The 23884-nt window shown below is 73.0% G+C and carries 22 protein-coding genes; 13 read left to right on the plus strand and 9 right to left on the minus strand.

What is annotated here, in order from left to right; genetic code table 11:
- Positions 1–249 precede the first annotated feature (249 nt).
- Positions 250–1851 (plus strand): MFS transporter, encoded by a 1602-nt coding sequence (locus ABZ899_RS02600; protein WP_361339665.1) that lies wholly within the window; start codon positions 250–252, stop codon positions 1849–1851.
- A 125-nt stretch (positions 1852–1976) separates the two neighbouring features.
- Positions 1977–3167, plus strand: a complete 1191-nt coding sequence (locus ABZ899_RS02605) for an acyl-CoA dehydrogenase family protein (RefSeq protein ID WP_361339667.1) — start codon at positions 1977–1979, stop codon at positions 3165–3167.
- Between the two features lie 37 nt (positions 3168–3204).
- Here ABZ899_RS02605 and ABZ899_RS02610 read toward each other — a convergent pair whose 3' ends face one another.
- Positions 3205–3642: a cell division protein SepF gene (locus tag ABZ899_RS02610; RefSeq protein ID WP_361339670.1), complete on the minus strand. Its 438-nt coding sequence runs from the start codon at positions 3640–3642 to the stop codon at positions 3205–3207.
- Positions 3643–3956: 314 nt separating this feature from the next.
- Here ABZ899_RS02610 and ABZ899_RS02615 point away from each other — a divergent pair, with 314 nt between their 5' ends.
- From ABZ899_RS02615 to ABZ899_RS02625, 3 genes are all read left to right on the plus strand, one after another.
- Complete coding sequence (locus ABZ899_RS02615; RefSeq protein ID WP_361339673.1) at positions 3957–5186, plus strand: DUF5685 family protein; 1230 nt, start codon at positions 3957–3959, stop codon at positions 5184–5186.
- Between the two features lie 542 nt (positions 5187–5728).
- A complete protein-coding gene (locus ABZ899_RS02620; RefSeq protein WP_361339676.1) occupies positions 5729–6634 on the plus strand; it encodes a S1 family peptidase in 906 nt (301 codons plus the stop codon).
- Positions 6635–7063: 429 nt separating this feature from the next.
- Positions 7064–8146, plus strand: coding sequence for a S1 family peptidase (locus tag ABZ899_RS02625; protein WP_361339679.1), 1083 nt, complete (start codon positions 7064–7066; stop codon positions 8144–8146).
- Positions 8147–8205: 59 nt separating this feature from the next.
- On the opposite strand, the gene ABZ899_RS02630 is transcribed toward ABZ899_RS02625, so the two are convergent.
- On the minus strand, positions 8206–9267 hold the full coding sequence (locus ABZ899_RS02630) for a DUF3533 domain-containing protein (RefSeq protein ID WP_361339681.1): 1062 nt from the start codon (positions 9265–9267) through the stop codon (positions 8206–8208).
- A gap of 156 nt (positions 9268–9423) precedes the next feature.
- Between ABZ899_RS02630 and dnaE the strand changes: the two genes are divergently transcribed.
- Entirely contained in the window at positions 9424–12939 is a 3516-nt protein-coding gene (gene dnaE / locus ABZ899_RS02635; RefSeq protein WP_361339684.1) for a DNA polymerase III subunit alpha, read from the plus strand.
- On the plus strand, positions 12936–13910 hold the full coding sequence (locus ABZ899_RS02640) for a hypothetical protein (protein ID WP_361339687.1): 975 nt from the start codon (positions 12936–12938) through the stop codon (positions 13908–13910). The genes dnaE and ABZ899_RS02640 overlap by 4 nt, the downstream gene beginning before the upstream one ends.
- A gap of 3 nt (positions 13911–13913) precedes the next feature.
- Here the strand turns inward: ABZ899_RS02640 and ABZ899_RS02645 are convergent, their stop codons facing one another.
- Positions 13914–14288 (minus strand): cupin domain-containing protein, encoded by a 375-nt coding sequence (locus ABZ899_RS02645; RefSeq protein WP_361339690.1) that lies wholly within the window; start codon positions 14286–14288, stop codon positions 13914–13916.
- A gap of 84 nt (positions 14289–14372) precedes the next feature.
- On the opposite strand from ABZ899_RS02645, the gene ABZ899_RS02650 reads away from it, so the two are divergent.
- Together ABZ899_RS02650 and ABZ899_RS02655 are read left to right on the plus strand one after the other, a co-directional pair.
- Entirely contained in the window at positions 14373–14819 is a 447-nt protein-coding gene (locus ABZ899_RS02650) for a MarR family winged helix-turn-helix transcriptional regulator (RefSeq protein WP_361339693.1), read from the plus strand.
- Positions 14820–14996: 177 nt separating this feature from the next.
- Positions 14997–15866 carry an alpha/beta fold hydrolase gene (locus ABZ899_RS02655; protein WP_361339696.1) on the plus strand — a complete coding sequence of 290 codons (870 nt, stop codon included), beginning with the start codon at positions 14997–14999 and terminating at the stop codon, positions 15864–15866.
- Positions 15867–15937: 71 nt separating this feature from the next.
- On the opposite strand, the gene ABZ899_RS02660 is transcribed toward ABZ899_RS02655, so the two are convergent.
- Positions 15938–16939, minus strand: coding sequence for a lytic polysaccharide monooxygenase (locus tag ABZ899_RS02660; protein WP_361339699.1), 1002 nt, complete (start codon positions 16937–16939; stop codon positions 15938–15940).
- 164 nt (positions 16940–17103) lie between these two features.
- On the opposite strand from ABZ899_RS02660, the gene ABZ899_RS02665 reads away from it, so the two are divergent.
- Complete coding sequence (locus ABZ899_RS02665; RefSeq protein WP_361339702.1) at positions 17104–17553, plus strand: GNAT family N-acetyltransferase; 450 nt, start codon at positions 17104–17106, stop codon at positions 17551–17553.
- A gap of 31 nt (positions 17554–17584) precedes the next feature.
- Here ABZ899_RS02665 and ABZ899_RS02670 read toward each other — a convergent pair whose 3' ends face one another.
- A complete protein-coding gene (locus ABZ899_RS02670; RefSeq protein ID WP_361339704.1) occupies positions 17585–17719 on the minus strand; it encodes a hypothetical protein in 135 nt (44 codons plus the stop codon).
- A gap of 145 nt (positions 17720–17864) precedes the next feature.
- On the opposite strand from ABZ899_RS02670, the gene ABZ899_RS02675 reads away from it, so the two are divergent.
- Entirely contained in the window at positions 17865–18479 is a 615-nt protein-coding gene (locus ABZ899_RS02675) for a class I SAM-dependent methyltransferase (RefSeq protein WP_361339707.1), read from the plus strand.
- Positions 18480–18559: 80 nt separating this feature from the next.
- On the opposite strand, the gene ABZ899_RS02680 is transcribed toward ABZ899_RS02675, so the two are convergent.
- The gene (locus ABZ899_RS02680; protein WP_361339710.1) at positions 18560–19063 is read right to left on the minus strand and encodes a DUF402 domain-containing protein; all 504 of its coding nucleotides are present in this window, start codon (positions 19061–19063) and stop codon (positions 18560–18562) included.
- A complete protein-coding gene (locus ABZ899_RS02685) occupies positions 19044–19973 on the minus strand; it encodes a GNAT family N-acetyltransferase (protein ID WP_361339713.1) in 930 nt (309 codons plus the stop codon). The genes ABZ899_RS02680 and ABZ899_RS02685 overlap by 20 nt, the downstream gene beginning before the upstream one ends.
- A gap of 70 nt (positions 19974–20043) precedes the next feature.
- Here ABZ899_RS02685 and ABZ899_RS02690 point away from each other — a divergent pair, with 70 nt between their 5' ends.
- Entirely contained in the window at positions 20044–20415 is a 372-nt protein-coding gene (locus ABZ899_RS02690) for a GntR family transcriptional regulator (RefSeq protein WP_361339715.1), read from the plus strand.
- Here the strand turns inward: ABZ899_RS02690 and ABZ899_RS02695 are convergent.
- Together ABZ899_RS02695 and ABZ899_RS02700 are read right to left on the minus strand one after the other, a co-directional pair.
- The gene (locus ABZ899_RS02695; protein ID WP_361339718.1) at positions 20403–21197 is read right to left on the minus strand and encodes a DUF72 domain-containing protein; all 795 of its coding nucleotides are present in this window, start codon (positions 21195–21197) and stop codon (positions 20403–20405) included. The genes ABZ899_RS02690 and ABZ899_RS02695 overlap by 13 nt on opposite strands.
- Positions 21198–21240: 43 nt before the next feature.
- The gene (locus tag ABZ899_RS02700) at positions 21241–22353 is read right to left on the minus strand and encodes a DUF5925 domain-containing protein (protein WP_361339721.1); all 1113 of its coding nucleotides are present in this window, start codon (positions 22351–22353) and stop codon (positions 21241–21243) included.
- A gap of 114 nt (positions 22354–22467) precedes the next feature.
- On the opposite strand from ABZ899_RS02700, the gene ABZ899_RS02705 reads away from it, so the two are divergent.
- On the plus strand, positions 22468–23880 hold the full coding sequence (locus ABZ899_RS02705) for a xylan 1,4-beta-xylosidase (protein WP_361339724.1): 1413 nt from the start codon (positions 22468–22470) through the stop codon (positions 23878–23880).
- The last annotated feature ends 4 nt before the right edge of the window (positions 23881–23884 follow it).

The following is a 23884-nucleotide window of genomic DNA, read 5'->3' on the forward strand; positions in this document are numbered from 1 at the left end:
TTGCCCGCCGATCACCCTCCGGGGTGGGGCCGGACGGGGGCCGGTACGGCCGGTGGTGTGGCATACGCCACAGGCGCCGGGCGGAGCTCTGAGAGGTCCGCCACTCGGCGCCCTCGCGGACTCGCGTACTCTGACGAGTCACTCGCCCTTCGTCGCGCGGGCCGGAGACACCGCTTACTCCGGCCGAGTCTCGGGGAGTCCCCACCCCGTGAGCCCGCCGGGGCGAGGGAACATCTGGGAGGTACGTACATGTCCGGGACGACCACGGCCGCCGCTGCGCTGCGCCGTCGGGCGGCCGGGGCCGGTGCCAACCGCTGGGTCGTCCTCGTCGTCCTCTGCGTCAGCCTGCTGCTGGTCGCCGTGGACGCCACCGTCCTGCACGTGGCGGTACCCGCCGTCACCGAGGACCTCCGGCCCGGCGCGATAGAACTGCTCTGGATCGTCGACGTCTACCCGCTCGTCTGCGCCTCGCTGCTGATCCTCTTCGGCACGCTCGGCGACCGCGTGGGCCGCAGACGCGTGCTGCTCCTGGGGTACGGCCTCTTCGGCCTCGCCTCGGGCCTGGCCGCCCTCGCCCACGATCCACAGGTGCTGATCCTCGCCCGCGCGCTGCTCGGCGTCGGCGGCGCCATGATCATGCCGGCCACCCTGTCCATCCTGCGCCAGGTCTTCCCCGACCGGCGCGAACGCGCCCTCGCCATCGGTATCTGGAGCGCCGTCGCCGCCGTGGGCGCGGCGGTCGGGCCCCTGCTCGGCGGCTTCCTGCTGGAGCACTTCTGGTGGGGCTCGGTCTTCCTCGTCAACATCCCGCTGATGCTGGTCAGCCTGCCGGTGGGACGTCTGCTGCTGCCCGAGTCGAAGGGCGACCGCCAAGGCCCCTGGGACGTCGTCGGCGCCCTGATGGCGGCGGCCGGACTGTTCGGCGTGGTGCTGGGCGTGAAGCGGCTCGGCGGCGGGGAGCCCGTGGTGAGCGCGCTCACCCTGGCACCGCTCCTGGCCGGCGCGGCCCTGCTGGTCCTCTTCGCACGACGGCAGCGGCGTCGGACGTATCCGCTGGTGGATCTCCGGATGTTCGCGCGGCCCGCGTTCAGCACGTCCGTCGGGTGCATCGTGCTCGCCATGCTCGCCCTGGTCGGCCTCGAACTGATCGCCGCGCAGTACCTCCAGCTGGTGCTCGGGCTGTCCCCGCTGGAGACCGGGCTGCGGCTGCTGCCGCTCACCTTCGCCGCGATGGCGGCCGGACTCGCGGGGGCGCGGATGCTGCGCCGGTTCGGGCCGCGGGCGATGGTGTGCTTCGGCTTCTGCCTGACGGCCGCCGCCGTGGTGCTGCTGACGTTCATGGGACGGACCGACAACTGCGCGCTCATGGTCGCCGGATTCGTCCTGCTCGGCTTCGGGCTGGAGACCACGCTCTTCGGGGCGTACGAGTCGATGCTCTCCGAGGCGCCGCAGGAGCAGGCCGGGGGCGCGGCGGCCATCGGTGAGACGTCCTACCAGCTGGGCGCCGGCATCGGGATCGCGCTGCTCGGCAGCGTGATGAACGCGGCCTACGCCCCCGGCCTCACCCATGTCGAGGGCGTACCGGCGTCCACCTCCTCGTCCGCCTCGCACTCGCTGGGCGAGGCCTACGAGATCGCCACGCAACTCGGCGGACGCGCCGGCGAGGCGCTGCGGCACGCGGCACGGGACTCCTTCGTGCACGGGCTGCATGTGACGCTCCTCGTCAGCGCCGGTCTGCTGCTGCTCGGGGCCGCGATGGCGCTGCGCCTGCCCCGCGTGATGCAGTGCGAGGCCCCGCCCGTGGAACTGCCCAAGCCGCGGGAGGCCGTGGAACCCCGCGTCTCCGCCTGACCCGGCCCTCGTGAGGGGCCCTGCGGTGCCGGTGCGCACTGGACGTGCGGGGGGAGCGCGTCGTAGCGTCGGGCCGGTCGATGATGATGAGCGGTGCTAGTTTTCGTGCTGCCGGAGGGTGTCCCATGTCCGCGTCCGTGAAGTTGCCCCCGTTCGAGGCCGCCGACCCCCTCGGCATCGACGACCTCCTCGAGTCCGAGGACCTGGCGGTCCGGGCGACCGTGCGGCAGTGGGCGGCGGACCGGGTCCTGCCCCATGTCGCGGAGTGGTACGAGAAGGGCGAGCTGCCTCAGATCCGGGAGCTGGCGCGGGAGCTCGGCGCGATCGGCGCCCTCGGGATGTCCCTCACCGGCTACGGCTGCGCCGGCGCCTCCGCCGTGCAGTACGGGCTGGCGTGCCTGGAGCTGGAGGCCGCCGACTCCGGCATCCGCTCCCTCGTCTCCGTGCAGGGCTCCCTCGCCATGTACGCCATCCACCGCTTCGGCAGCGAGGAGCAGAAGCAGACCTGGCTGCCCCGGATGGCCTCCGGCGAGGTCATCGGGTGCTTCGGGCTGACCGAGCCCGACCACGGCTCCGACCCCGCCTCCCTGCGCACCTACGCCAAGAAGGACGGCTCCGACTGGGTGCTCGGCGGACGCAAGATGTGGATCACCAACGGGTCCGTCTCCGGGGTCGCCGTGGTGTGGGCGCAGACCGACGAGGGCATCCGCGGATTCGTCGTGCCCACCGACAGCGCCGGGTTCTCCGCGCCGGAGATCAAGCACAAGCTGTCGCTGCGGGCCTCCGTCACCAGCGAGCTGGTGCTGGACGACGTACGGCTGCCGGCCGACGCCGTGCTGCCGGAGGTGGTCGGGCTGAAGGGTCCGCTCAGCTGCCTCTCGCACGCCCGGTACGGGATCGTGTGGGGAGCCATGGGGGCGGCGCGGTCCTGCTTCGAGGCCGCCGTCGACTACGCGAAGACGCGGGAGCAGTTCGGCCGGCCGATCGGGGGCTTCCAGCTCACCCAGGCCAAGCTCGCCGACATGGCGCTCGAACTGCACAAGGGGATTCTGCTCGCCCACCATCTCGGGCGGCGGATGGACGCCGGCCGCCTGCGTCCCGAGCAGGTCAGCTTCGGCAAGCTCAACAACGTCCGCGAGGCCATCGACATCTGCCGTACGTCCCGGACGATCCTCGGTGCCAACGGGATCTCGCTCGAATACCCCGTGATGCGGCACGCGACCAACCTCGAATCGGTGCTCACCTACGAGGGCACCGTCGAGATGCACCAGCTCGTGCTGGGCAAGGCGCTCACCGGGCTGGACGCCTTCCGGTGAACCCCACCAGCGGGCAGGGCCGGCGAGCGGCCCTGCCTCAGCTCTGGTTGTAGAAGCCGTCCGCGCGGTGCGCCGCCGGCTCGCCGCTGACGATCTCGGTGTCGGCGGGGGACAGCAGGAACACCCGGTTGGACACGCGGTCGATCGAACCGCGCAGACCGAAGATGAGCCCCGCCGCGAAGTCGACGACACGCTTGGCGTCGGCGGGCTCCATGGCCGTGAGGTTCATGATGACCGGGACGCCGTCCCGGAACAGCTCGCCGATGGCGCGGGCGTCCCGGAAGCTGTCCGGGGTGACCGTGCCGATACGGCGGCCCTTCTCCTCGGCGACGTCCGTGGCCACCTTGACCCGCGGATCGGTGACCCAGGCGTCCCCGGACTCGGGCCCTTCGGAGTAGTCGTCGTCGTAGTAACGCTCGTCATCGTTGTCGTCAACGAGGCCCAGCCAGGCACTCGCCTTGCGCACCGATCCCATGGACGCCTCCTCTCACAGCGGTCTTTCTTTCCATTCCGCATCCCTATCGTCATCCATGATGCGGACGTCGCGCCAAGTGGATAGACGCCGCGCGGGGGGTTTGTGACGGTACTGGTGCACAGCGAATCCGTCGAGAGTCCGTGTCCCCCAAGGGGCGTGCCACAAACGGCTGCTGACTGTGAGTGAAATATGATTCTTCACGGCGTCCGGGTGATGAGGGGTGCGTCCGGGTGAACGACGCGCCCGGGGGAAAGGCACGGACGGCCGGTACGATGCGGCAGCTCGGCACAGCGGAACAACCTCGGGGGAGCGTCATGTTCGGAATGGTCAGGCCCTGCCGTCACCGGCTCGGAGAGCGGTTCACCAGTGAATGGATGGCGCATCTGTGCGGGCTGTGCCTCGCGCTGCGCGGGGACCACGGTCAGCTGGCCCGGGTGGTCACGAACTACGACGGGCTGCTGATATCCGTCCTGACGGAGGCTCAGTCCGACGGCTCCGGTGCGCTGCGGCGTACGGCGGGGCCGTGCCCGTTGCGCGGAATGCGCACCGCGTCCGTCGCTCAGGGTGAGGGCGCCCGGCTGGCCGCCGCCGTCTCGCTGGTGCTCGCCTCGGCGAAGGTGCGCGACCACGTGGCCGACGGGGACGGGCTGCTGGCCCGCAGGCCGGTGGCGCTCGCCGCGCGGCGGGTGGCCGCCGGCTGGGGTGCGGCGGGTCTGCGCTCCGGCTCGGCCGTCGGCTTCGACACGGCCGTCCTTGTGGACGCCGTCGACCGGCAGCTCGGCATCGAGACACTCGCCGGACCCGGCACACCGATCCTCACCGTCACCGAGCCGACGGAGACCGCGACCGCCGCCGCCTTCGCGCACACCGCCGTCCTCGCCGGGCGGCCGGGCAACGCCGGGCCGCTGGCCGAGGCCGGCCGGCTCTTCGGGCGGCTTGCGCACCTCCTGGACGCGGTGGAGGACCTGGCCGCCGACGCCGAGGCCGGTGCGTGGAACCCGCTGACCGCGACCGGGACCTCGCTCGCGGAGGCGCGGCGGCTCGCCGACGACGCCGTGCAGGGCGTACGGCTGGCGCTGCGCGAGGTGGAGTTCACCGAGCCCGGGCTCGCGCATCTGCTGCTCGTGCACGAACTGCGGCGCTCCGTGGACCGGGCGTTCGGTACGACGCCGGTCTGCTCCTCCCATCAGCCGGGCCCGTACGGGCAGCCGCCGCAGCAGGGACCTCACGGCGCGCAGCAGAACCCGTACGCCGGTGGCGGGAATCCGTACGCCGGGGGCAACCCCTTCGCCGGCGGCGGGGGAGCGCCCGGTGGGGGTGGTGGTGGCTTCGGCGGCTTCGGCGGTGGCCCGGCACCGCAGCCCCCGAAGGGACGGCGCGGATTCTGGGCCGGCTGCGGGATGTTCTGGCTGCTGTGCTGCACCTGCAAGCTGTGCTGCGCGGAGGAGTACGAGGGCCCCTGGTCCCGGAAGAAGCGCGAAGGCTGCTGCCGTGACTGCGACTGCGACGGGTGCGACTGCTGCTGCCCGTGCGACGGCTGCTAGAACCGTTCGCCGCAACGCGGGGAGGGCGCTGTCCGGATTGCGGGAGGTCGGCGGCGCTATTCGGAGGGGCTAATTCCGGCCACTCGGCGAAGGGCGGAGGCGTGCGCGGGGGCGGGGGTCGGGCGGGTCGATGCGCGTCGGGGCGCGTGGCGCGCGAAGCCCCGGGGCGCGTACGCCGTGTGCCGGATTCCGGCGACGGACACCGGCCGGCGTCCCGCTGTGGCCATGGCCCGCGCCCCTCTTGTGCGGGCGACGGGCACCTCTGCGCTCTCTCCCGGGCCGTCGGGGGCGCGCCGGGCGAGGGGGCGCGCAACCTGCTCTGACCGGCGCCGATGCGGACAGCCTCGACCAACACGTACACATAGTTCAAATGTTGACGGCCGAAAGGCACCCTTGTGCCGACCGGTCGTTCGGCCGAATACTCCCCTCAGCGCTTGTCAGGGGCACGGCATGTTCGGAATCCGGACGCTCGGCCCCCTGCCTGCGCCTCACGGGCCCCGACCCCACGCGGGCCCCCCGACTTCCCTTGGAGGGAACGAAACGTGAGGATCAAGCGCACCACCCCCCGCAGCGGCATCACCAGACGGACCCGGCTGATCGCCGTGTCCTCCGGACTCGTCGCTGCGGCGGCCTTCGCGATCCCCAACGCGACCGCCGCGGAAACCCCCACCACCTTCAGCGCCGCCCAGCTCAAGAGCGTCAGCGGCTCCGTGCTGAAGGCCGACGTCCCGGGCACCGCCTGGGCCGTCGACAGCAAGACCAACCGCGTCACGGTGACCGTCGACAGCACGGTCTCCCAGGCGGAGATAGCGAAGATCAAGAAGCAGGCCGGGTCCGACGCCGACGCGCTCACGATCAAGCGCACCCCCGGCACGTTCCAGAAGTTCATCCAGGGCGGTGACGCCATCTACGCGAGCAGCTGGCGCTGCTCGCTCGGCTTCAACGTCCAGGACAGCAGCGGCAACCAGTACTTCCTGACCGCCGGCCACTGCACCGACGGCGCGGGGACCTGGTACTCCAACTCCGGGCGCACCACGGTCATCGGCTCCACCGCCGGTTCCAGCTTCCCGGGCAACGACTACGGCATCGTGCGCTACACCGGCTCCGTCAGCCGGCCCGGCACCGCCAACGGCGTGGACATCACCCGCGCCGCCACGCCGAGCGTGGGCACGACGGTCATCCGGGACGGCTCGACCACCGGTACGCACAGCGGCCAGGTCACCGCTCTCAACGCGACCGTCAACTACGGTGGCGGCGACGTCGTCTCCGGCCTGATCCAGACCACGGTCTGCGCCGAGCCCGGCGACTCCGGCGGTTCGCTCTACGGCAGCAACGGCACGGCCTACGGTCTGACCTCCGGTGGCAGCGGCAACTGCAGCTCCGGCGGCACGACCTTCTTCCAGCCGGTCACCGAGGCCCTGTCCGCCTACGGCGTCAGCGTCTACTGACCGTCGTGCCGGCACGGCACAGGTGAGGTCCGCACGGCATCGGGCAGAGCCCCCGCACGCGATCGCGTGCGGGGGCTCGTCGTTGTGCGTCCGGGCTTTTCCGGGGCCGTCGATGTCCGGCACTCCAGGGGCGATTTCAAGACAGGAGTAGACCTCACCCGCTGCTGATGCCTCGCTCGCTCGCGGTGTTTGCTGAGCGAAGGCGGCAGGCGTGACTGTGCATGGTCAAGAGTGGGGGGTGTGTGCGTGTGTGTTCTGTGCGCGTCCTGAAGTCGACCTTGTGTGCTCCTGTCGAACATAGGAATAGTGAGGCGTGTTCAACCGGCGCGGGTGTGGCTTTTGTTGTGAGTCGTCCCCTTCGCCGTACGCCTTCCGGTCCGACGAGGTCCCCACAACCTCCCGGACCGACCCCCCACAGGAGGACGTGAGTTGAAGCACCGACGCATATCCAGGCGCCGGGTCGCCGTGGCAGGTGCGGGCATCGCCGCACTGGTCGCCGCGGGAGTGACCTTGCAGTCTGCGAACGCGAGTGAGACGCCAGAGGCGTCCGCGCCCAAGACCCTGTCGGCCGGCGCGGCCGGAAAGCTCGCCTCGACCCTCGTGAAGGACCTCGGCACCGACACCGCGGGCACCTACTACGACGCCGAGGCCAGGAGCCTCGTGGTGAACGTCCTCGACGAGGACGCCGCCGACGCCGTCGAGGCGGCCGGCGCCGAGGCGCGGGTCGTCCGGAACTCGCTGGCCGAGCTCAGAAGCGCCCGCACCACGCTGCGGAAGGACGCCACCATCCCGGGCACCGCCTGGGTGACGGACCCGACCGCCAACAAGGTCGTGGTCACCGCCGACCGCACGGTCTCCAAGGCCGAGTGGGCCAAGCTCACCGAGGTGGCCGACGGGCTGGGCGCCACGGTCGAACTGAAGCGGTCGAAGGGGGAGTTCAAGCCCTTCGTCGCGGGCGGTGACGCGATCACCGGCGGCGGCGGGCGGTGCTCGCTCGGCTTCAACGTCGTCAAGGGCGGCGAGCCGTTCTTCCTGACGGCCGGGCACTGCACCGAGTCCATCTCGACCTGGTCCGACTCCAGCGGCCGGCAGATCGGCACCAACGCGGACTCGAGCTTCCCGGACGACGACTACGGCCTGGTCGAGTACACCGCCGGCGTCGACCACCCGAGCGAGGTCAACCTATACAACGGCTCCTCGCAGGCCATCAGCGGTGCCGCCGAGGCCACCGTGGGCATGGCGGTCACCCGGAGCGGTTCGACCACCCAGGTGCACGAGGGCAAGGTGACCGGCCTGGACGCCACCGTGAACTACGGCAACGGCGACATCGTCAACGGGCTGATCCAGACCGACGTCTGCGCCGAGCCCGGCGACAGCGGCGGCTCACTGTTCTCCGGCGACAAGGCGGTCGGCCTCACCTCCGGTGGCAGCGGTGACTGCACCTCCGGCGGCGAGACCTTCTTCCAGCCGGTGACCGAGGCGCTGTCCGCCACGGGTACCGAGATCGGCTGACGCCTTTTCACGAGAGCCCCGCCCCCGCTGTCGGGGGGGCGGGGCTCGTCGCCGTCCCCTCACGGGACGGCCGCGGTCTCGGTCCGGTCCTGGTCCCTGCCCCCGCCCTTGCCTCTGTCTCTGCCCCGCACTGTCGCCGTCAGGAGCGCGACGGCCACGCCGCCGACCGCCCACGCCGACAGCACCAGCAGGGAGCCCGTGGAGTCGTTGCCCCTGAAGTAGGCGATCGAGCGGGCCGCCCAGGTGCCCGCGCCCGGGGGCAGGGCGGGGCCGATGTCCTTCCAGAACGGGGGGAGCAGCGGGGGCGGCAGGGCGCCGCCCGCGCTCGGGTTGCCGAGGATCACCATGATCAGGATGGCCAGGCCGATGCCGGCCAGGCCGAAGAGGGACTGGAAGGCGAGGGTGGCCGCGCCGACCGCGAAGACGGTCAGGGTGCCCAGGCCCCACAGGGCGGGGATGCTGCCCGGGAGCGCCCCGAGGATCGGCCCGACGATCAGGGTGCCGCCGAGCCCCGCGACGACGGCGACGACGGCCATCGCGAAGAGGCGGATCAGGGTGCGCCGCGGGGTGGGGCGGCGGGAGCCGGAGCTGATCGCCATGATCGACGCGCACAGGTAGCCGCCCACGCACCAGCCCACGGTCAGATAGAAGGGCGTGAGCCCGTTGGCGTCCTGCGGGTCGGCCGGGACCACGTCGACGGTGCGCAGGGTGCGGTCCTGTGGTCGCTCCAGATCGGTGAAGAGGGTCTCCAGCGCGAGGGCCAGGACCCTTCCGCCGCCGCTGGCGACCAGGAGGGTGTCCCGGGTGCCGGCCGGGTCGATCACCAGGGCGCCGTAGAGGTCGCGGTTCAGGATCTGGGCGCGGGCGGTCCCCGCGTCGGGGAGCGCGCGGGGGTCCAGGGGACTGCCGGGCAGCCCGGCCAGCCGGTCCACCGTCTGCCCGGCGACCGCCGGGGGTGCCACGACGCCGACGGGGACGTCCCTGGGCTTCGGGTCGTGGAGGGCACCGACGTAGGAGGTGATGAAGAGCAGGCTGAGGGCGAGTACGCCGGCCACGAGCAGGGTGGCCCGGGGGGTGACGGCCTCCTTCACCTCGGCGAGGAAGGGGCTGGGCTGCGTCATGCCTCCACGCTCCGTGGGCGGCGGTCTTCGCGCAGGTGGGGGAGGGCCGAATGAGTGTCGTACGGGTGTTCGATAAAGGGCGCGGAGATGGTCTATGGTGAGGGAGTAGGGAACTGATGTTCGAGGGTCGATCTCGGGCCCGCGAGGGAGGTGCGTGTGTCGGGCTTCACGCATCTGCACACCGTCTCCGGCTTCTCCCTGCGGCACGGCGCCTCTCATCCGGAGCGGCTGGCCGAGCGGGCCGCCGAGCGGGGCATGGACGCCCTGGCCCTCACCGACCGCGACTCGCTCTCCGGCGCCGTCCGCTTCACCAAGGCCTGCGCCGCGGCCGGGGTGCGCCCGCTGTACGGCGTCGAGCTGGCGGTGGAGGAGTCCGCGCCGCGCGGGGAGGCGGCGGGGCGCCGGCGGACCCCGGTGCGCGGCGGCGCGTTCGTCGAGGAACCCGCGCAGCGGGTGACCTTCCTCGCCCGGGACGGGGCCCACGGCTGGGCCGACCTGTGCCGGCTCGTCTCCGCCGCCCACCGCGGCGACGGCCCACCCCTGCTGCCCCGGGCGGACAACCGGGGGGACGGGCTGACCGTCCTGCTCGGACCCGCGTCCGACGTGGGCCGCGCGCTCGCCGCCGGTCGTCCCGACCGGGCGGCCCGGCTGCTGGAGCCCTGGCGGGAGACCTACGGCGACGCCCTGCGGCTGGAGGCCGTGTGGCACGGGCGCCAGGGCACCGGGCCGGGGTCGCTGCGGCTCGCCGCCCGGACCGTGGGCTTCGCCGCCGAGCAGCGGGTCCGGCCCGTGCTGAGCAACGCCGTGCGGTACGCGGACCCCGGCCTCGGACCGGTCGCCGACGTGCTGGACGCCGCGCGCCGGCTCGTGCCGGTCGACGCCCTCGGGGAACGGGACTCGGGGGAAGCCTGGCTCAAGGGCGCCGAGGAGATGGAGCGGGTCGCCGAGCGGGTCGTGGAGGCGGCGGGCTTCCGGCGCGACGCCGCGCGCCGGCTGCTGGAGCAGACCGGGGCGACCGCCGCCGAGTGCCGCGTCGACCCCGAGGACGACCTCGGCATCGGCACCGTCCACTTCCCCGAGCCGTATCTCGTCGGCGCCGGCCGGCGCACCGCCCAGCGGGCGCTCGCCTCCCGGGCGGTGGCCGGAATGGTGCGGCGCGGCTACGACGGGCGGCGGGCGTACTGGGAGCGGATGCACCACGAGCTGGACATCATCGCCCACCACGGGTTCGCCTCCTACTTCCTCACGGTGGCCCAGGTCGTCGACGACGTACGGGCCATGGGGATCCGGGTGGCCGCCCGGGGGTCCGGCGCGGGCTCGCTCGTCAACCACCTGCTGGGCATCGCGCACGCCGACCCCGTCGAGCACGGGCTGCTGATGGAGCGCTTCCTGTCCAAGCGGCGGCTGGTGCTGCCGGACATCGACATCGACGTGGAGTCCGCACGGCGGCTGGAGGTGTACCGCGCGATCATCGACCGGTTCGGGAGCGAGCGGGTGGCGACCGTCTCGATGCCGGAGACCTACCGGGTGCGGCACGCGATCCGGGACGTGGGCGCGGCCCTGTCCATGGACCCGGCCGACATCGACCGCATCGCCAAGTCCTTCCCGCACATCCGGGCCCGGGACGCCCGCGCGGCCCTGGACGAACTGCCCGAGCTGCGCCGGCTGGCCGGGGAGCGGGAGCGGTACGGCAGGCTGTGGGAGCTGGTGGAGGCGCTGGACGCCCTGCCGCGCGGCATCGCCATGCACCCGTGCGGGGTGCTCCTGTCCGACGCCTCCCTGCACTCCCGGACGCCCGTCGTGCCGACCAGCGGCGAGAGCCTGCCCATGTCGCAGTTCGACAAGGAGGACGTGGAGGACCTCGGGCTGCTCAAGCTCGACGTGCTCGGGGTGCGGATGCAGTCGGCGATGGCGCACGCGGTCGCCGAGGTGGAGCGGGCCACGGGCGAGCGGATCGACCTGGACGGGGTGCCGGACGGCGACCCGGCGACCTACGGGCTGATCCGGTCCACCGAGACGCTCGGCTGCTTCCAGATCGAGTCGCCGGGCCAGCGGGACCTCGTCGGACGGCTCCAGCCAGCCACCTTCCACGACCTGGTCGTGGACATCTCGCTCTTCCGGCCCGGACCGGTCGCCGCCGACATGGTGCGGCCGTTCATCGAGGCCCGGCACGGGCGGGCGCCGGTGCGCTACCCGCACCCTGACCTGGCGGAACCGCTGCGCGACACGTACGGGGTCGTCGTCTTCCACGAGCAGATCATCGACATCGTGCACCTCATGACCGGCTGCGGACGGGACGAGGCCGACCGGGTGCGGCGCGGGCTCTCCGACCCGGAGTCGCAGGGGCGGATCCGGGTGTGGTTCGCCCAGCACGCGGCCGCCAAGGGGTACGACGCGGAGACCATCGGGCGCACCTGGGAGATCGTCGAGGCGTTCGGGTCGTACGGCTTCTGCAAGGCGCACGCGGTCGCCTTCGCCGTGCCGACCTACCAGTCGGCCTGGCTGAAGGCCCACCATCCGGCCGCCTTCTACGCCGGGCTGCTCACCCACGATCCCGGGATGTACCCGAAGCGGCTGCTGCTGGCGGACGCGAGGCGGCGCGGGGTGCCGATCCTGCCGCTGGACGTGAACGTCTCGGGCGTCACCCATCGGACCGAACTGGTGTCTGATTCAGGGGAGTCCGGCGGCACCTGGGGGCTGCGGCTCGCCCTCTCCGACGTGCACGGCATCAGCGAGGCCGAGGCGGCCCGGATCGCGGCCGGGCAGCCGTACGCCTCCCTGCTCGACTTCTGGGAGCGGGCCCGCCCCAGCCGCCCGCTCGCCCAGCGGCTCGCCCAGGTCGGCGCGCTGGACGCGTTCGGTGCCAACCGGCGGGACCTGCAACTGCACCTGACCGAACTGCACCGGGGCGCCCGGGGCGGCGGCGGGGACCAGCTCCCGCTGGCCGGCGGCCGGCGGACGGCCCCGGCCGGACTGCCCGACCTGACCTCGGAGGAGCGCCTCAGCGCCGAGCTGGGAGTGCTGTCGATGGACGCCTCGCGCAATCTGATGGACGACCACCGGGAGTTCCTCCAGGAGCTGGGCGTGGTCGGCGCGCGCCGGCTGCGGGAGGCGCGGCACGGGGAGACCGTGCTGGTCGCGGGCGCCAAGGCGGCCACCCAGACCCCGCCGATCCGGTCCGGCAAGCGGGTCATCTTCAGCACGCTCGACGACGGGACGGGCCTGGTCGACCTCGCCTTCTTCGACGACTCGCACGACGCCTGCGCCCACACCGTCTTCCACTCCTGGCTGCTGCTGGTGCGGGGCGTCGTGCAGCGGCGCGGGCCGCGCAGCCTCAGCGTCGTGGGCTCCGCCGCCTGGAACCTCGCGGACCTGCTGGAGGTGCGCCGGCGCGAGGGGCTGGAGGGCGTCGCCGCCCGGCTGGCCGGTGACGGCGGCCCCGGGGGCGGCCCCGGCGCCGACGGCGAGGGAGCGGCGCGCCGCCGCCTCGCCGGATCGGAGGGGGCGCCCGCGCCGGCCGGCTCCGCGGCCCAGGACCGCATGGAGCGGCAGCGGACGATCCGCATGTCCACGGGGTACGAGATGCACCCCTGGGCCGATCTGCGTCCCGCGGGCGAAGGGCCCGCGGGTGGACGGAAGTTGTGGCACCAGAGTCCGGGGAGTGCGGGATGACCATCCTCTGCGTACGTTTCCAGCCGCCGACCGGGGACGAGACGGCCCTGCTCGGACTGCTCGGACTGCTGGAGGACTTCACGCCCGTCGTCCAGGCGCTGCCCCCGGACATGGTGCTGGCCGATCTGCGCGGCGCCGAGCGGTACTTCGGGCGGGACGCCGTCGAACTGGCGTCGATGATCCGGGTGCGGGCCCTCGCCCACCTCGGGATCGACTGCGCGATCGGCGCGGGCCCCGGACCGATGCCGGCCCGCGTGGCCCTGCGGGACGCCCGGCCCGGCGTGACCGGCGTGGCACCCGGGGAACCGGACGCCCTCGCGGAGTTCCTGGCCGAGCGGCCCGTCGCGACGCTGCCCGGCGTCGACCCGGCCACCGTCCGCACCCTGGGCGCGTACGGGCTCGACACCCTCGGCCAGGTCGCCGCCGCGCCCTTGCCCACCCTTCAGCGGCTGATCGGCGCCCGGGCCGGCCGGGAACTGCGCGAGAAGGCGAGCGGGATCGACCGCGGCCGGGTCGTCCCGAACGCCGTGTCCCGCTCGCTGGCCACCGAACGCCCTTTCACCCGCGACGAACCGGACCCCGGACGGCACCGCCGCGCACTGCTCTCCGCCGCCGAGGAACTGGGCGCCCGGCTGCGCGCCCTGGACAAGGTCTGCCGCACCCTGACCCTCACCGTGCGCCACGCCGACTCCCCTTCCACCACGCGCAGCCGCACCCTGGCCGAACCCACGGCCCACTCGGTGGCGCTCACCAGGACCGCCTACGGCCTGTACGAGGCCCTGGGCCTCGAGCGCGCCCGCGTCCGGGCGGTCGCGCTGCGCGCCGAGGGTCTCGACCCGGCCGAACGGGCCTCGTACCAGCTCACTTTCGACCCGGTGGACGAGAAGGCGCGCCGCGTCGAGGAGGTCGCGGACCGGGTGCGGGCGAAGTTCGGGGCGCGCGCGATGCTGCCGGGGGCGCTGGCCGCCTGACCCTCAGCGGGCCCACGGGGGCGCGATGCGCGTCCCGTCCGCGAGTTCCGCCTCCAGGCCGACGAGCGTGGTCACCCAGGTGATCGCGGGACGCGCGCCCGGGTTCTCGACGGTGAGAGTGGCACCGGCGGTGACGATGAGCGTGTCGCCCGCGGTGACGCGGGTCGTCTCCCCGTCGAGGGTGACGCGTAGTTCGCCGTCGAGGACGTGCAGGATCTCCTCCTTGCTGACGGTGTGCGCGGGCGCGCGGGTGCCGGCCGGCACCTCACCGCGCCAGGCGCACAGCTCCCGGCTGCCGGTGCGCGGGGTGGCGTACGAGACGAAACGGGCGCCGTGCATCTCGTGCACCACGGCGTCGGACGGACGGACGACGGGCATGACGGACTCCTTCACAATGGTCAAGTAGCTTGACTATATGGTCAAGCTGCTTGACCGACAGGTCAAGGGTGTTTCAATGCCCGCGTGCAGAACTCCGACGCCATGGCCCTGTCCGCCGCCCTGCTCGCCGCCGCCGGCGACCTCACCCGGCGCATTCACGACAGCGTGGTCGCCCGGGGCTTCGAGGGACTGCGGCCCGCGCACGGGTTCGCGTTCGCCCGGCTCGCCCCGGACGGCGCCACGGTCACCGAGCTCGCCACCCATCTCGGTGTCACCAAGCAGGCCGCGAGCCAGCTCGTCGACGAGATCGTGCGCAAGGGCTACGCCGAGCGCCGTCCGCACCCCGGTGACGCGCGCGCCCGGCTGGTCGTGCTCACCGAGCGGGGGTGGGCCTGCACCCGTGCCGCCGAGGCGGCGGCGGCGGAGGTCGTGGGGGCCTGGGCCGAGGAGCTGGGCGAAGCCGACCTGCGGGTCCTGCTGCACGGGCTGACGCGGATCGCCCCGCACGGCCCGGTTCGCCCCAGTTGGTGACGGCCTGTCAGGGCCATTATCAGAACCCCTGGTTACCACTGGAAGTTTTTACCGACACGTAACTTCCCACCACTGCTACTCGCCCGTAACTTGACGAGTGAACAGCATCCTTCGTGATCCGGATCACAGGGCGTAAGGCCGTCGCACCTCCCCCCTGAGCCGCGAGGAGATCACCCGATGCTGCCCTGGAAACGAGCGCTCAGACCGCTGACCGCACTGCTGCTGACCGCCGCGGTCGCCGTCGTCCCCGCCACCACCGCCCAGGCCGCCCCGACGGCGGCAGCACCCAGCAGCGGCTGGAACGACTACTCCTGCAAGCCCTCCGCCGCCCACCCCCACCCCGTCGTCCTCGTGCACGGCACCTTCGCCAACTCCGTCGACAACTGGCTGGTCCTCGCCCCCTACCTCACCGACCGGGGCTACTGCGTCTTCTCCCTCGACTACGGCCAGCTGCCCGGCGTGCCGTTCTTCCACGCCCTCGGCCCCATCGACAAGTCCGCCGAACAGCTGTCGGCCTTCGTCGACAAGGTGCTCGCGGCCACCGGCGCCGCCGAGGCCGACCTCGTCGGCCACTCCCAGGGCGGCATGATGCCCCGCTACTACCTCAAGTTCCTCGGTGGCGGACCCAAGGTGAACGCCCTCGTCGGCATCGCGCCCAACAACCACGGCACCACCCTGTCCGGGCTCGCCAACCTGCTGCCGTACTTCCCCGGCGCCGGCGACCTCCTGAACGCCGCCACCCCCGCCCTCGCCCAGCAGGTCGCCGGGTCCGACTTCATGAACCGGCTCAACGCGGGCGGTGACACCGTCCCCGGCGTGCGCTACACCGTCATCGCCACCAAGTACGACGAGGTGGTCACCCCGCACCGCACCCAGTTCCTGTCCGGCTCCTCCGTGACGAACGTCCTCATCCAGGACAAGTGCGCGATCGACCTGTCCGAACACGCCCTCCTGGGCCTGACCGACCGCATCGCCTTCCACGAGGTGGCCAACGCGCTCGACCCGGCCCACGCCACCCCCACCACCTGCGCGTCCGCGATCAGTTAGCGGCTGACCGCGGACACACCGCCGGGGCCTGACCGGCCTGAGCCGCCGTTCAGGCCCCGGAACCCGAGGGATCAGCCGCCGTGCCGGGCGCCCCCCGCCGCCCGCCGGCGCACCGACGCGAACAGGACCGCCGAACCCAGCGCGAGCGTCGCCGCCCCGCCCACCGCCAGATACCCGGTGGAGGCGTCCCCTCCCGTCTCCGCAAGGTTCTCCCCGGCACTCGCGGCCTTCGGCCGGTTCGCCGCGGCGGACGGCGTGTCCTCGGCCGCGGCCGGCTCCGCAGACGTGCGGGCGTCCTGGTCCCCGTGCCCGCCGTGCTCGACCGTCGACTTCTCCGTACCGGCCTCGATCTGCTCCTCGGAGGGCGCGGACGCGCTCGGCGCCGCCGACGCCTCGGGCGCCGCCGGGGAACCGCCGCCCGCCGTGCCCCCGCCGCTGCCGCCGAAGGTGACGTCCGAGCAGGAGTAGAACGCCTCCGGGCTGTCCGAGCGCTGCCAGACCGCGTACAGCACCTGCTTGCCCGACCGCTCGGGCAGCGAGCCGGAGAACGTGTAGAAGCCGCCCTCGGCCACCGGGTCGGTGGCGCTCGCCACCGGGTTCGCCAGATCCAGGTCACCCCAGGCCAGCGGCTTCGACGGGTCGTAGCCGGGCTTGGTGACGTACACCTTGAACGTGCCCTTGTGGGGGGCCGTGACCCGGTACTTGAAGGTGTACGACCCGCTGCTCACGCTCGTCGCCGGCCAGTCCGCACGGGCCAGGTCCAGCCCCTTGAACTCCTCGTTGTTCGCGCTGCACAGCTTCCCGTCCGGGATCAGCTCCTGGTGCCGGCCGCCCGCGTCACCGATGCGGATGCCGTTCCAGTCGTACAGGGCCTGGGTGCCGCCGGCCGCGACGGCCGCCTTGCACGCCGCGGACTTCGGGCTCTCCGGGCCCTCCGCGTAGCACTGCGAGACCCGGCTGACCGGGTCGCCCATCGACCCGTGCGCCGAGGCGGGCGCGGCGGCGAGTGCGGTCAGGGCGAGCGGCGTCAGACCGAGCGCGGCGACGGCGGCGGCCTTGCGGCGTGCGGGCATGGCGGATCTCCTCAGGGGCCTGGTGCAGGGGGTGAATCCCGTGGGGGCGATCAGAAGTTAGCCCGAACGGACGCCGAAATCGCCTGCCGGAGAGGGGTGATGGCGATCTTTAGGGTCGCCTTAAGGAACCGCTCAGCCTGGGATCAGGTAGCTACCGTCGTCCCATGACGAGCGAGCAGATCCGGCCGGCCACGGCCGCCGACGTGCCGGCCGTGAAGGCGGTGACCGATGCGGCGTTCACGCCGTACATCGAGCGCATCGGGGTCGTCCCCGTGCCCATGGAGGCCGACCACGCGGCGAACGTGGCGGCGGGGAAGGTGTATGTGACGGGCCGGCCCGTCACCGGGCTGGTCGTCGTCCAGGCGTACCCCGACCACCTGTACCTGGACACCGTCGCCGTGCACCCCGACGCCCAGGGGCAGGGCGTCGGGGGACGGCTGCTGCGGTTCGTGGAGACGCACGCGCGTGCGCTCGGCCTGCCCGAGGTCAGGCTCTTCACCAACGCGCTGATGTGGGAGAACCAGAAGATCTACCCGAGGTACGGCTACGAGCTCGTCGAGCGGCGCGTGAGCGGTCCCTACGATCGCCTGCACTACCGCAAGCGGCTCGGCTGATCCGGTCGGGTCCGGCTCACGGCCTGGCGTCTCAGCCTTCCGGCCACCAGGTGCGGGCGATGTCCTTGCGGATCTCGGGCCGTCCCGACGGGGACTGGTCCGCCTCCTCGCGGACCCTGCGGGCGTCCGACTTCTTCAGGGGCTTCTGCACGGTCGTCCGGTGCATGGCTGCCTCCTTCAGTGCAGTGCCTACCGTGTTCCGCGTCGGCGCGGAGGTAGACGGGTCCGGGGAGAGTTCCTCATCGCCGCAGGTCCTGTCAGTGGCGGCCGTCACGAATCCCGCTGTCAGTGGCGGGTGTCACGCTGGGTCCATGACCAACGGTGAACAGCCACTCAGCAGCGCGTACACGGACTGGGACGCGGCCGCGCCCGCCTTCGACGACGAGCCCGACCACGGCCTGCGCGACCCCGAGGTGCGGCAGGCGTGGGCGGACCGGCTGCGCTCCTGGCTGCCCGACCGTCCCGGCGACGTCCTCGACGTCGGCTGCGGCACCGGCAGCCTCTCGCTGCTCGCGGCCGAGCAAGGACACCGGGTGACGGGCGTCGACCTGTCCCCGGCGATGGTGGAGCGCGCCCGCGCCAAGCTCGCCGGACGTGACGCCGTGTTCCTCGTCGGTGACGCGGCGGCGCCACCGGTCGGCGAGGACCGCTTCGACGCCGTGCTCGTCCGGCACGTCCTGTGGACGCTGGCGAATCCCGCGCGCGTGCTGCGGCACTGGGCGGGCCTGCTGCGGCCCGGAGGGCGGCTGGTGCTCGTGGAAGGGGTGTGGGGCACGGTCAGCCCGGTCGGCATACCGGCGGACCGGCTCACCGGCCTGCTCGCCCCCCTCGCCGGGGACGCCCGCGTGGAGCATCTGTCGGACGACGCCCGGCTGTGGGGGAGGACCGTGACCGACGAGCGGTACGCGGTCGTCGCCGTGCCGTAGCCGGCAGCGGGTGACGACAACGCCGCAGATGCGCGTGCCAGACCCGTCGGCCACAGCCGGGTTGATCCAAACGAAAGGCCCTAGCCGAGCAGCGACTCCAGGCCGCCCTCGCCCCTCGCGCGCGCCTCCAGCGCGTCCAGGGCGGCGACCGCCGCGGCGGCGGCCTCGGGGTCCGCCTCGGTCAGACCGCTCTCGGCGAACTCGTCCTCGTCGAGCCGGCGCACCTCCGCCCCGTCGGCCGAGCACCACAGGTCCAGGTCGAGGTCCTCCACCACCAGCTCGCCGCCGGACCGCGTGGCCGGACGGGTGACGTCGCAGTACCAGCCCTTGCGGGCGCCCGACGCGGCCCGGACCTCCTTCACCGAGTACCAGCGGTCGCGCCAGTAGTACTCGGTGAAGACGTCGCCCGGCTCGAAGCGCACGAAGCCGAAGTCGCGGACCCCGGAGCCCGCCCACGGGGCGCGGACGGCGATACGGACGCCGTCGTCGTCCAGCAACTCCGCCGCGTAACGGATCTTCGTACGCCCGCCCTTGACGAGCACCACGTCCAGCCGGCCGGGCCGGTCAGCCGAGTTCGCGGACATGCCGCACCTCCGTCGCGCAGATCTCGTACCCGAACCAGCGGTTGACCGCCAGCATGGGTGCGTTGTCGCTGTCGTTGCCGGTCAGCGCCTCCCCGTACCCCGCGGCGCGGGCGCGGTGCAGGGAGTGGTTCTTGGCGAGCTTGGCCAGGCCCCGCCCGCGGAAGGCGCGCGCGGTCCCGGTCATGGCCGTCGCGTAGCGGCCGGCGCGGTCCGTGTGGGCGGCGCTGAAGGCGACGGGGCGGCCGTCGACCACCGCGACCGAGGTGAGGTCGGGGTCGAGGAGGGGGTGCCGCCAGGTCTCGCGCAGCCAGACCTCGTAGTCGGCGAACTCGGCCCGCACATCGCCGGGTTCGTCCGACGTCACCTCGGCGTCCAGGAGGAACAGCGGGCGGGGGTCGTCCGCGAAGTCGGCGGCCGTGCGCAGTTCCACGCCGGGCGGCGGGTCCTGGAGCGGGGGCAGTGCCCCGCCGGCCAGGTCCAGGCGCAGGAAGTGCGAGGAACGGCTGGGCCGGTAGCCGCGGCGCTCGGCGAACGCCCGATGCTCCGGCTCGTCCAGGACCCATGAGAACAGCCTGGTCGCGCCCCGCGCCGCCAGATGCTCCTCGGCGGCCCGCACCAGCAGCCTGCCCGCGCCGCGCCCCGTGCGGTCCGGCCGCACATAGACGTTGAGGTAGCCCTGGCCCGGCTCCGGGCTGTCGTACGCCAGTCCGAGCTGGGCCGTGCCGATCGTCTCGCCGTCCTCCTCCGCCACCAGGGAGCGGTAGTGGGCGCCGGGGTGCGTATGCGCCTGGCGGTGGCGCACCGCGTCCTCGTTCCACAGGATGTACGGAAGACCGAGGTGGCGGCAGTGGACGAACCGCTCGACGTCGTCGGGGTCTTCGATGCGGAGGTCGCGCACGATCACGGTCATGGCGCGCACGCTAATCGGGGACCTGCCGGCGGTGCCTCCCATTTTCCGGCGGGTACGGGACAATCGGCCTGTGACCTTGAAGATCCACATCGACGACAGTGCCGTCGCGCCGTACGAACAGGTGCGGACGCAGATCTCCGAGCAGGCACGGTCGGGGGTACTGCCGGTGGGCTACCGGCTGCCGACCGTGCGCGGGCTCGCCCAGTCGCTGGGGCTGGCCGCCAACACCGTCGCCAAGGCGTACCGGGCGCTGGAGAACGACGGGGTGATCGAGACACGGGGACGCAACGGCACGTTCGTGGCCGCCGCCGGATCGGCCGCGGAACGGGAGGCGGCATCGGCCGCCCAGGTCTACGCCGAGCGGGTCCGCAGGCTCGGCCTGGACGAGGACGCGGCGCTGGAGGCCGTACGGGACGCGCTGCGGGCGGCCTACGAGGACTGAGCCGCGTCCCGCGCCGGGCCCAGCAGGCGCTCCGGCGTACGGGTCGGCTCCCGGCCCGCCCTGCGCGCCGCCCGGGCGAACGCCATGGCGTCCTCGACCGCCGCGCCCGTCGGGTCGTTGTTGAAGTACGCGTACACGTCCTCGCCGGCGGACCAGGTGCCGGCGATGCGCCGCACCCAGGTGTCCAGCGCCTGCCGGCCGTAGTGCGGCCAGCGCCGGGCGCGGCCCACGTGGAAGCGGACGTACCCCCAACCCGCGGTGCGCCACAGCGGGGTCACCGGGCGCGACCCCACGTCGGCCCAGCACAGGGCGGCGCCCCGGGCCTCCAGGACGTCCCGCGTGCCGGACGTCCACCAGCTGTCGTGCCGGGGCTCGACGGCGACCCGGACGCCGGACGGGAAGCACGCCAGGCAGGCGTCCAGCAGCCCGGCGTCCGCGCGCAGGGTCGGCGGCAACTGCAGGAGGACCGGGCCCAGCCGGTCGCCGAGGCCCTCGGCGTGGGTCATCAGCCGGCGCACCGGCTCCTCGGGCTCCTTCAGCCGCTTGATGTGGGTCAGATAGCGGCTCGCCTTCACCGCGAACACGAAGTCGTCCGGCACCCGCTCGCGCCAGGCCTCGAAGTTCTCGCGCGACGGCAGCCGGTAGAAGGCGTTGTTGAGCTCGACCGTGGCGAACCGGGCCGTGTACTCCTCCAGCCACCGCCGCATGGGCACGTCCGCCGGGTACAGGACGTCCCGCCAGTCCCGGTACTGCCACCCCGAGGTGCCGACGAACAGGGTCATGCGTCCATCAAAGCATCCGGGGTGGCCGGGGGCGGGAACGCCGTCACAGGTACAGGCCCGCGTCGGCGCCGTCCCGCGGGTCCGGGAGCGACGTCGGCGAGGTGCCCCGCTTCAGCGCGTACAGCTCCGCCAGGGTGGCGCCCTCACGGCCCACGCCCTCGTCCGTGCCGAGCCAGCCGATCGCCTCCGGACGGGTCAGCGGCCCCACCTCGATCCGGGCCAGACAGCGGCCCGGGCGGACCACGGCCGGATGCAGCCGCTCCAGGTCCTCGTTGGTGGTGACGCCGACCAGGACGTTGCGGCCCTGGCCCAGCAGGCCGTCCGTGAGGTTCAGCAGCCGCGACAGGGCCTGGCCCGCGGTGTGCTTCGCCTCGCCCCGGATCAGTTCGTCGCAGTCCTCCAGGAGCAGCAGCCGCCAGCGGCCCTTGCCCGTGGAGTCGTCCTCGCCGATCGCGATGTCCATCAGGTACCCGACGTCGCCGAACAGGCGCTCGGGGTCCAGTACGCAGTCCACCTGGCACCAGTCGCGCCACGAGCGGGCCAGGGTCCGCAGCGCCGACGTCTTGCCGGTGCCGGGCGGGCCGTGCAGCAGCAGGAGACGGCCCGCGATGTCCTCCGGCGTCGTCTTCATCAGCCGGTCCATCGCGTCCGCCACCGGTGCCGTGTAGTTGGCCCGCACCTCCTCCCAGGTACCGGCGGAGATCTGCCGGGTCGTGCGGTGCGGGCCGCGCCGCGGGGAGACGTACCAGAAGCCCATGGTCACGTTCTCCGGCTGCGGTTCCGGTTCGTCCGCCGCGCCGTCCGTCGCCTCGCTCAGGACGCGCGCCGCCAGGTCCTCGCTGGTGGCGGTCACGGTGACGTCGGCGCCGCGGTTCCAGCGGGAGACGAGCAGCGTCCAGCCGTCGCCCTCCGCCAGCGTCGCGCTGCGGTCGTCGTCGCGGGCCGCGCGCAGCACCCGCGCGCCCGGCGGCAGCAGGGTCGCCCCGGACCGGACGCGGTCGATGTTCGCCGCGTGCGCGTACGGCTGCTCGCCCGTCGCGAAGCGGCCGAGGAACAGCGCGTCGACGACGTCGGACGGCGAGTCGCTGTCGTCGACGTTGAGCCTGATCGGCAGAGCGTCGTGTGGGTTCGCAGACATGCGGCCATGATCCGTCACAGCGGGTCGCCGTGCACGCCGTTTCCCCGTCGCGTCCCCGTCCCGTGCCGTTGGGGCACCCTGTGCCGCGGAAACCTGCCCAGGCGGCCGACACCCCCGTTACCGTTGTCCTTGATGGGACGTCATGGGTGGAATTCGGAGGCACGGCGGTGGCGGTTCACCGCGCTGCTCGGGGTGGGCGCGGCGGCTCTGGCCCTGATCGTGACCCTCCTGAGCACACTTCCCGGCAACGGCGTGGACGCCGACGGCACCACACGCGACGGCGACAAGGTGCACGGCACCCCGACGGCCGCGCCGCACGCGCGCGACCCCGAGGTCGGCTGGGGGTTCACGCACACCCAGCACAGCGCCGACGAGGGAGCCCCGGCCGCCGTCGCACGCGTCGAGCGCCGGATCGCCGACGACGGGGGACTGCCGCAGATCCAGCACATCATGGGCTGGGGCGCCGACAACCCCGAGCCCGTGCGCGGGCGTTACGACTTCGAGGCGATGGACCGTCGTATCGACTTCGTGCGCGCCTCCGGCGGCACCCCGGTCGTCACCCTGTGCTGCGCGCCGGACTGGATGAAGGGCGGCGAGCCCGGCGTCGACGCGACCGACTGGAGCCAGGCGGCCCTGGAGAGCGCGCCCGAGCCCGAGCACTACGACGACTACGCGGCGCTGGCCGTGACGGTCGCCAGACGCTACCCGGACGTACGGCACTTCGTCGTCTGGAACGAGTTCAAGGGGTTCTGGAACGACGCCGAGGCCCGCTGGGACCACGAGGGCTACACGAAGCTCTACAACCTGGTCTACCGGGCGCTGAAGAAGGTCGACCGGGACATCATGGTGGGCGGCCCCTACCTGGTGATGGACAGCGTCGACCCCCGCGCGCACGAGGCGTCCCAAGCCCTCAGGGGCCCGTGGGGCGCCCTCGACCAGCGGACCGTCGACGCCTTCCGGTACTGGAACGAGCACAAGGCCGGAGCCGACTTCGTCGTCGTGGACGGCTCCAGCTACACCCGCGACGACGAACTGCTGCCCGACGAGTTCGCGGCCACCGCCAAGTTCACCGACGTCAGCCGGTGGGTGCGCGAGCAGACCGGTGACCTGCCGCTGTGGTGGGCCGAGTACTACGTCGAGCCGGCCGACGGCGACGACGAACGCGAGGGCTGGTCCGAGGCCCGCCGGGTCGCCGTCCACGCCACCGGGCTGATCGCGCTGGCCGAGGGCGGCACCACCTCCGCGTTCTACTGGAACCCGGAGAACGAGAAGGGCACCGCCTGCGCGGGCTGTCTGTGGACCCCCACCGGGGCCACACGCGGCGGCGCCGAACTGCCCATGTACGGACTGCTCTCCCGGTTCGGCGAGGAGTTCGGGCCGGGCACCCGGTTCGAGCGGGTGCCCGTGGACGGGGCGGGCGTGCGGGTGCTGGCCACCGGCGAGACGATGCTGGTCGTCAACACCCGCGACCGGCAGATCAGCGCCCGGGTCGACGGCAGGAAGGTCACCCTGCACGCCTACCAGGTCGAGTGGCTCGAGCGCTGAGCCA

It is taken from the genome of Streptomyces sp. NPDC046859, from assembly GCF_040645135.1.
In the GTDB taxonomy this organism is placed as follows: domain Bacteria; phylum Actinomycetota; class Actinomycetes; order Streptomycetales; family Streptomycetaceae; genus Streptomyces.

Coding starts and splice junctions, on each gene's coding strand:
- ABZ899_RS02600 (WP_361339665.1), top strand. CDS start 250: ATGTCCGGGACGACCACGGCCGCCGCTGCGCTGCGCCGTCGGGCGGCC.
- ABZ899_RS02605 (WP_361339667.1), top strand. CDS start 1,977: ATGTCCGCGTCCGTGAAGTTGCCCCCGTTCGAGGCCGCCGACCCCCTC.
- ABZ899_RS02610 (WP_361339670.1), bottom strand. CDS start 3,642: ATGGGATCGGTGCGCAAGGCGAGTGCCTGGCTGGGCCTCGTTGACGAC.
- ABZ899_RS02615 (WP_361339673.1), top strand. CDS start 3,957: ATGTTCGGAATGGTCAGGCCCTGCCGTCACCGGCTCGGAGAGCGGTTC.
- ABZ899_RS02630 (WP_361339681.1), bottom strand. CDS start 9,267: ATGACGCAGCCCAGCCCCTTCCTCGCCGAGGTGAAGGAGGCCGTCACC.
- ABZ899_RS02640 (WP_361339687.1), top strand. CDS start 12,936: ATGACCATCCTCTGCGTACGTTTCCAGCCGCCGACCGGGGACGAGACG.
- ABZ899_RS02645 (WP_361339690.1), bottom strand. CDS start 14,288: ATGCCCGTCGTCCGTCCGTCCGACGCCGTGGTGCACGAGATGCACGGC.
- ABZ899_RS02655 (WP_361339696.1), top strand. CDS start 14,997: ATGCTGCCCTGGAAACGAGCGCTCAGACCGCTGACCGCACTGCTGCTG.
- ABZ899_RS02660 (WP_361339699.1), bottom strand. CDS start 16,939: ATGCCCGCACGCCGCAAGGCCGCCGCCGTCGCCGCGCTCGGTCTGACG.
- ABZ899_RS02665 (WP_361339702.1), top strand. CDS start 17,104: ATGACGAGCGAGCAGATCCGGCCGGCCACGGCCGCCGACGTGCCGGCC.
- ABZ899_RS02670 (WP_361339704.1), bottom strand. CDS start 17,719: ATGCACCGGACGACCGTGCAGAAGCCCCTGAAGAAGTCGGACGCCCGC.
- ABZ899_RS02675 (WP_361339707.1), top strand. CDS start 17,865: ATGACCAACGGTGAACAGCCACTCAGCAGCGCGTACACGGACTGGGAC.
- ABZ899_RS02680 (WP_361339710.1), bottom strand. CDS start 19,063: ATGTCCGCGAACTCGGCTGACCGGCCCGGCCGGCTGGACGTGGTGCTC.
- ABZ899_RS02685 (WP_361339713.1), bottom strand. CDS start 19,973: ATGACCGTGATCGTGCGCGACCTCCGCATCGAAGACCCCGACGACGTC.
- ABZ899_RS02695 (WP_361339718.1), bottom strand. CDS start 21,197: ATGACCCTGTTCGTCGGCACCTCGGGGTGGCAGTACCGGGACTGGCGG.
- ABZ899_RS02705 (WP_361339724.1), top strand. CDS start 22,468: ATGGGACGTCATGGGTGGAATTCGGAGGCACGGCGGTGGCGGTTCACC.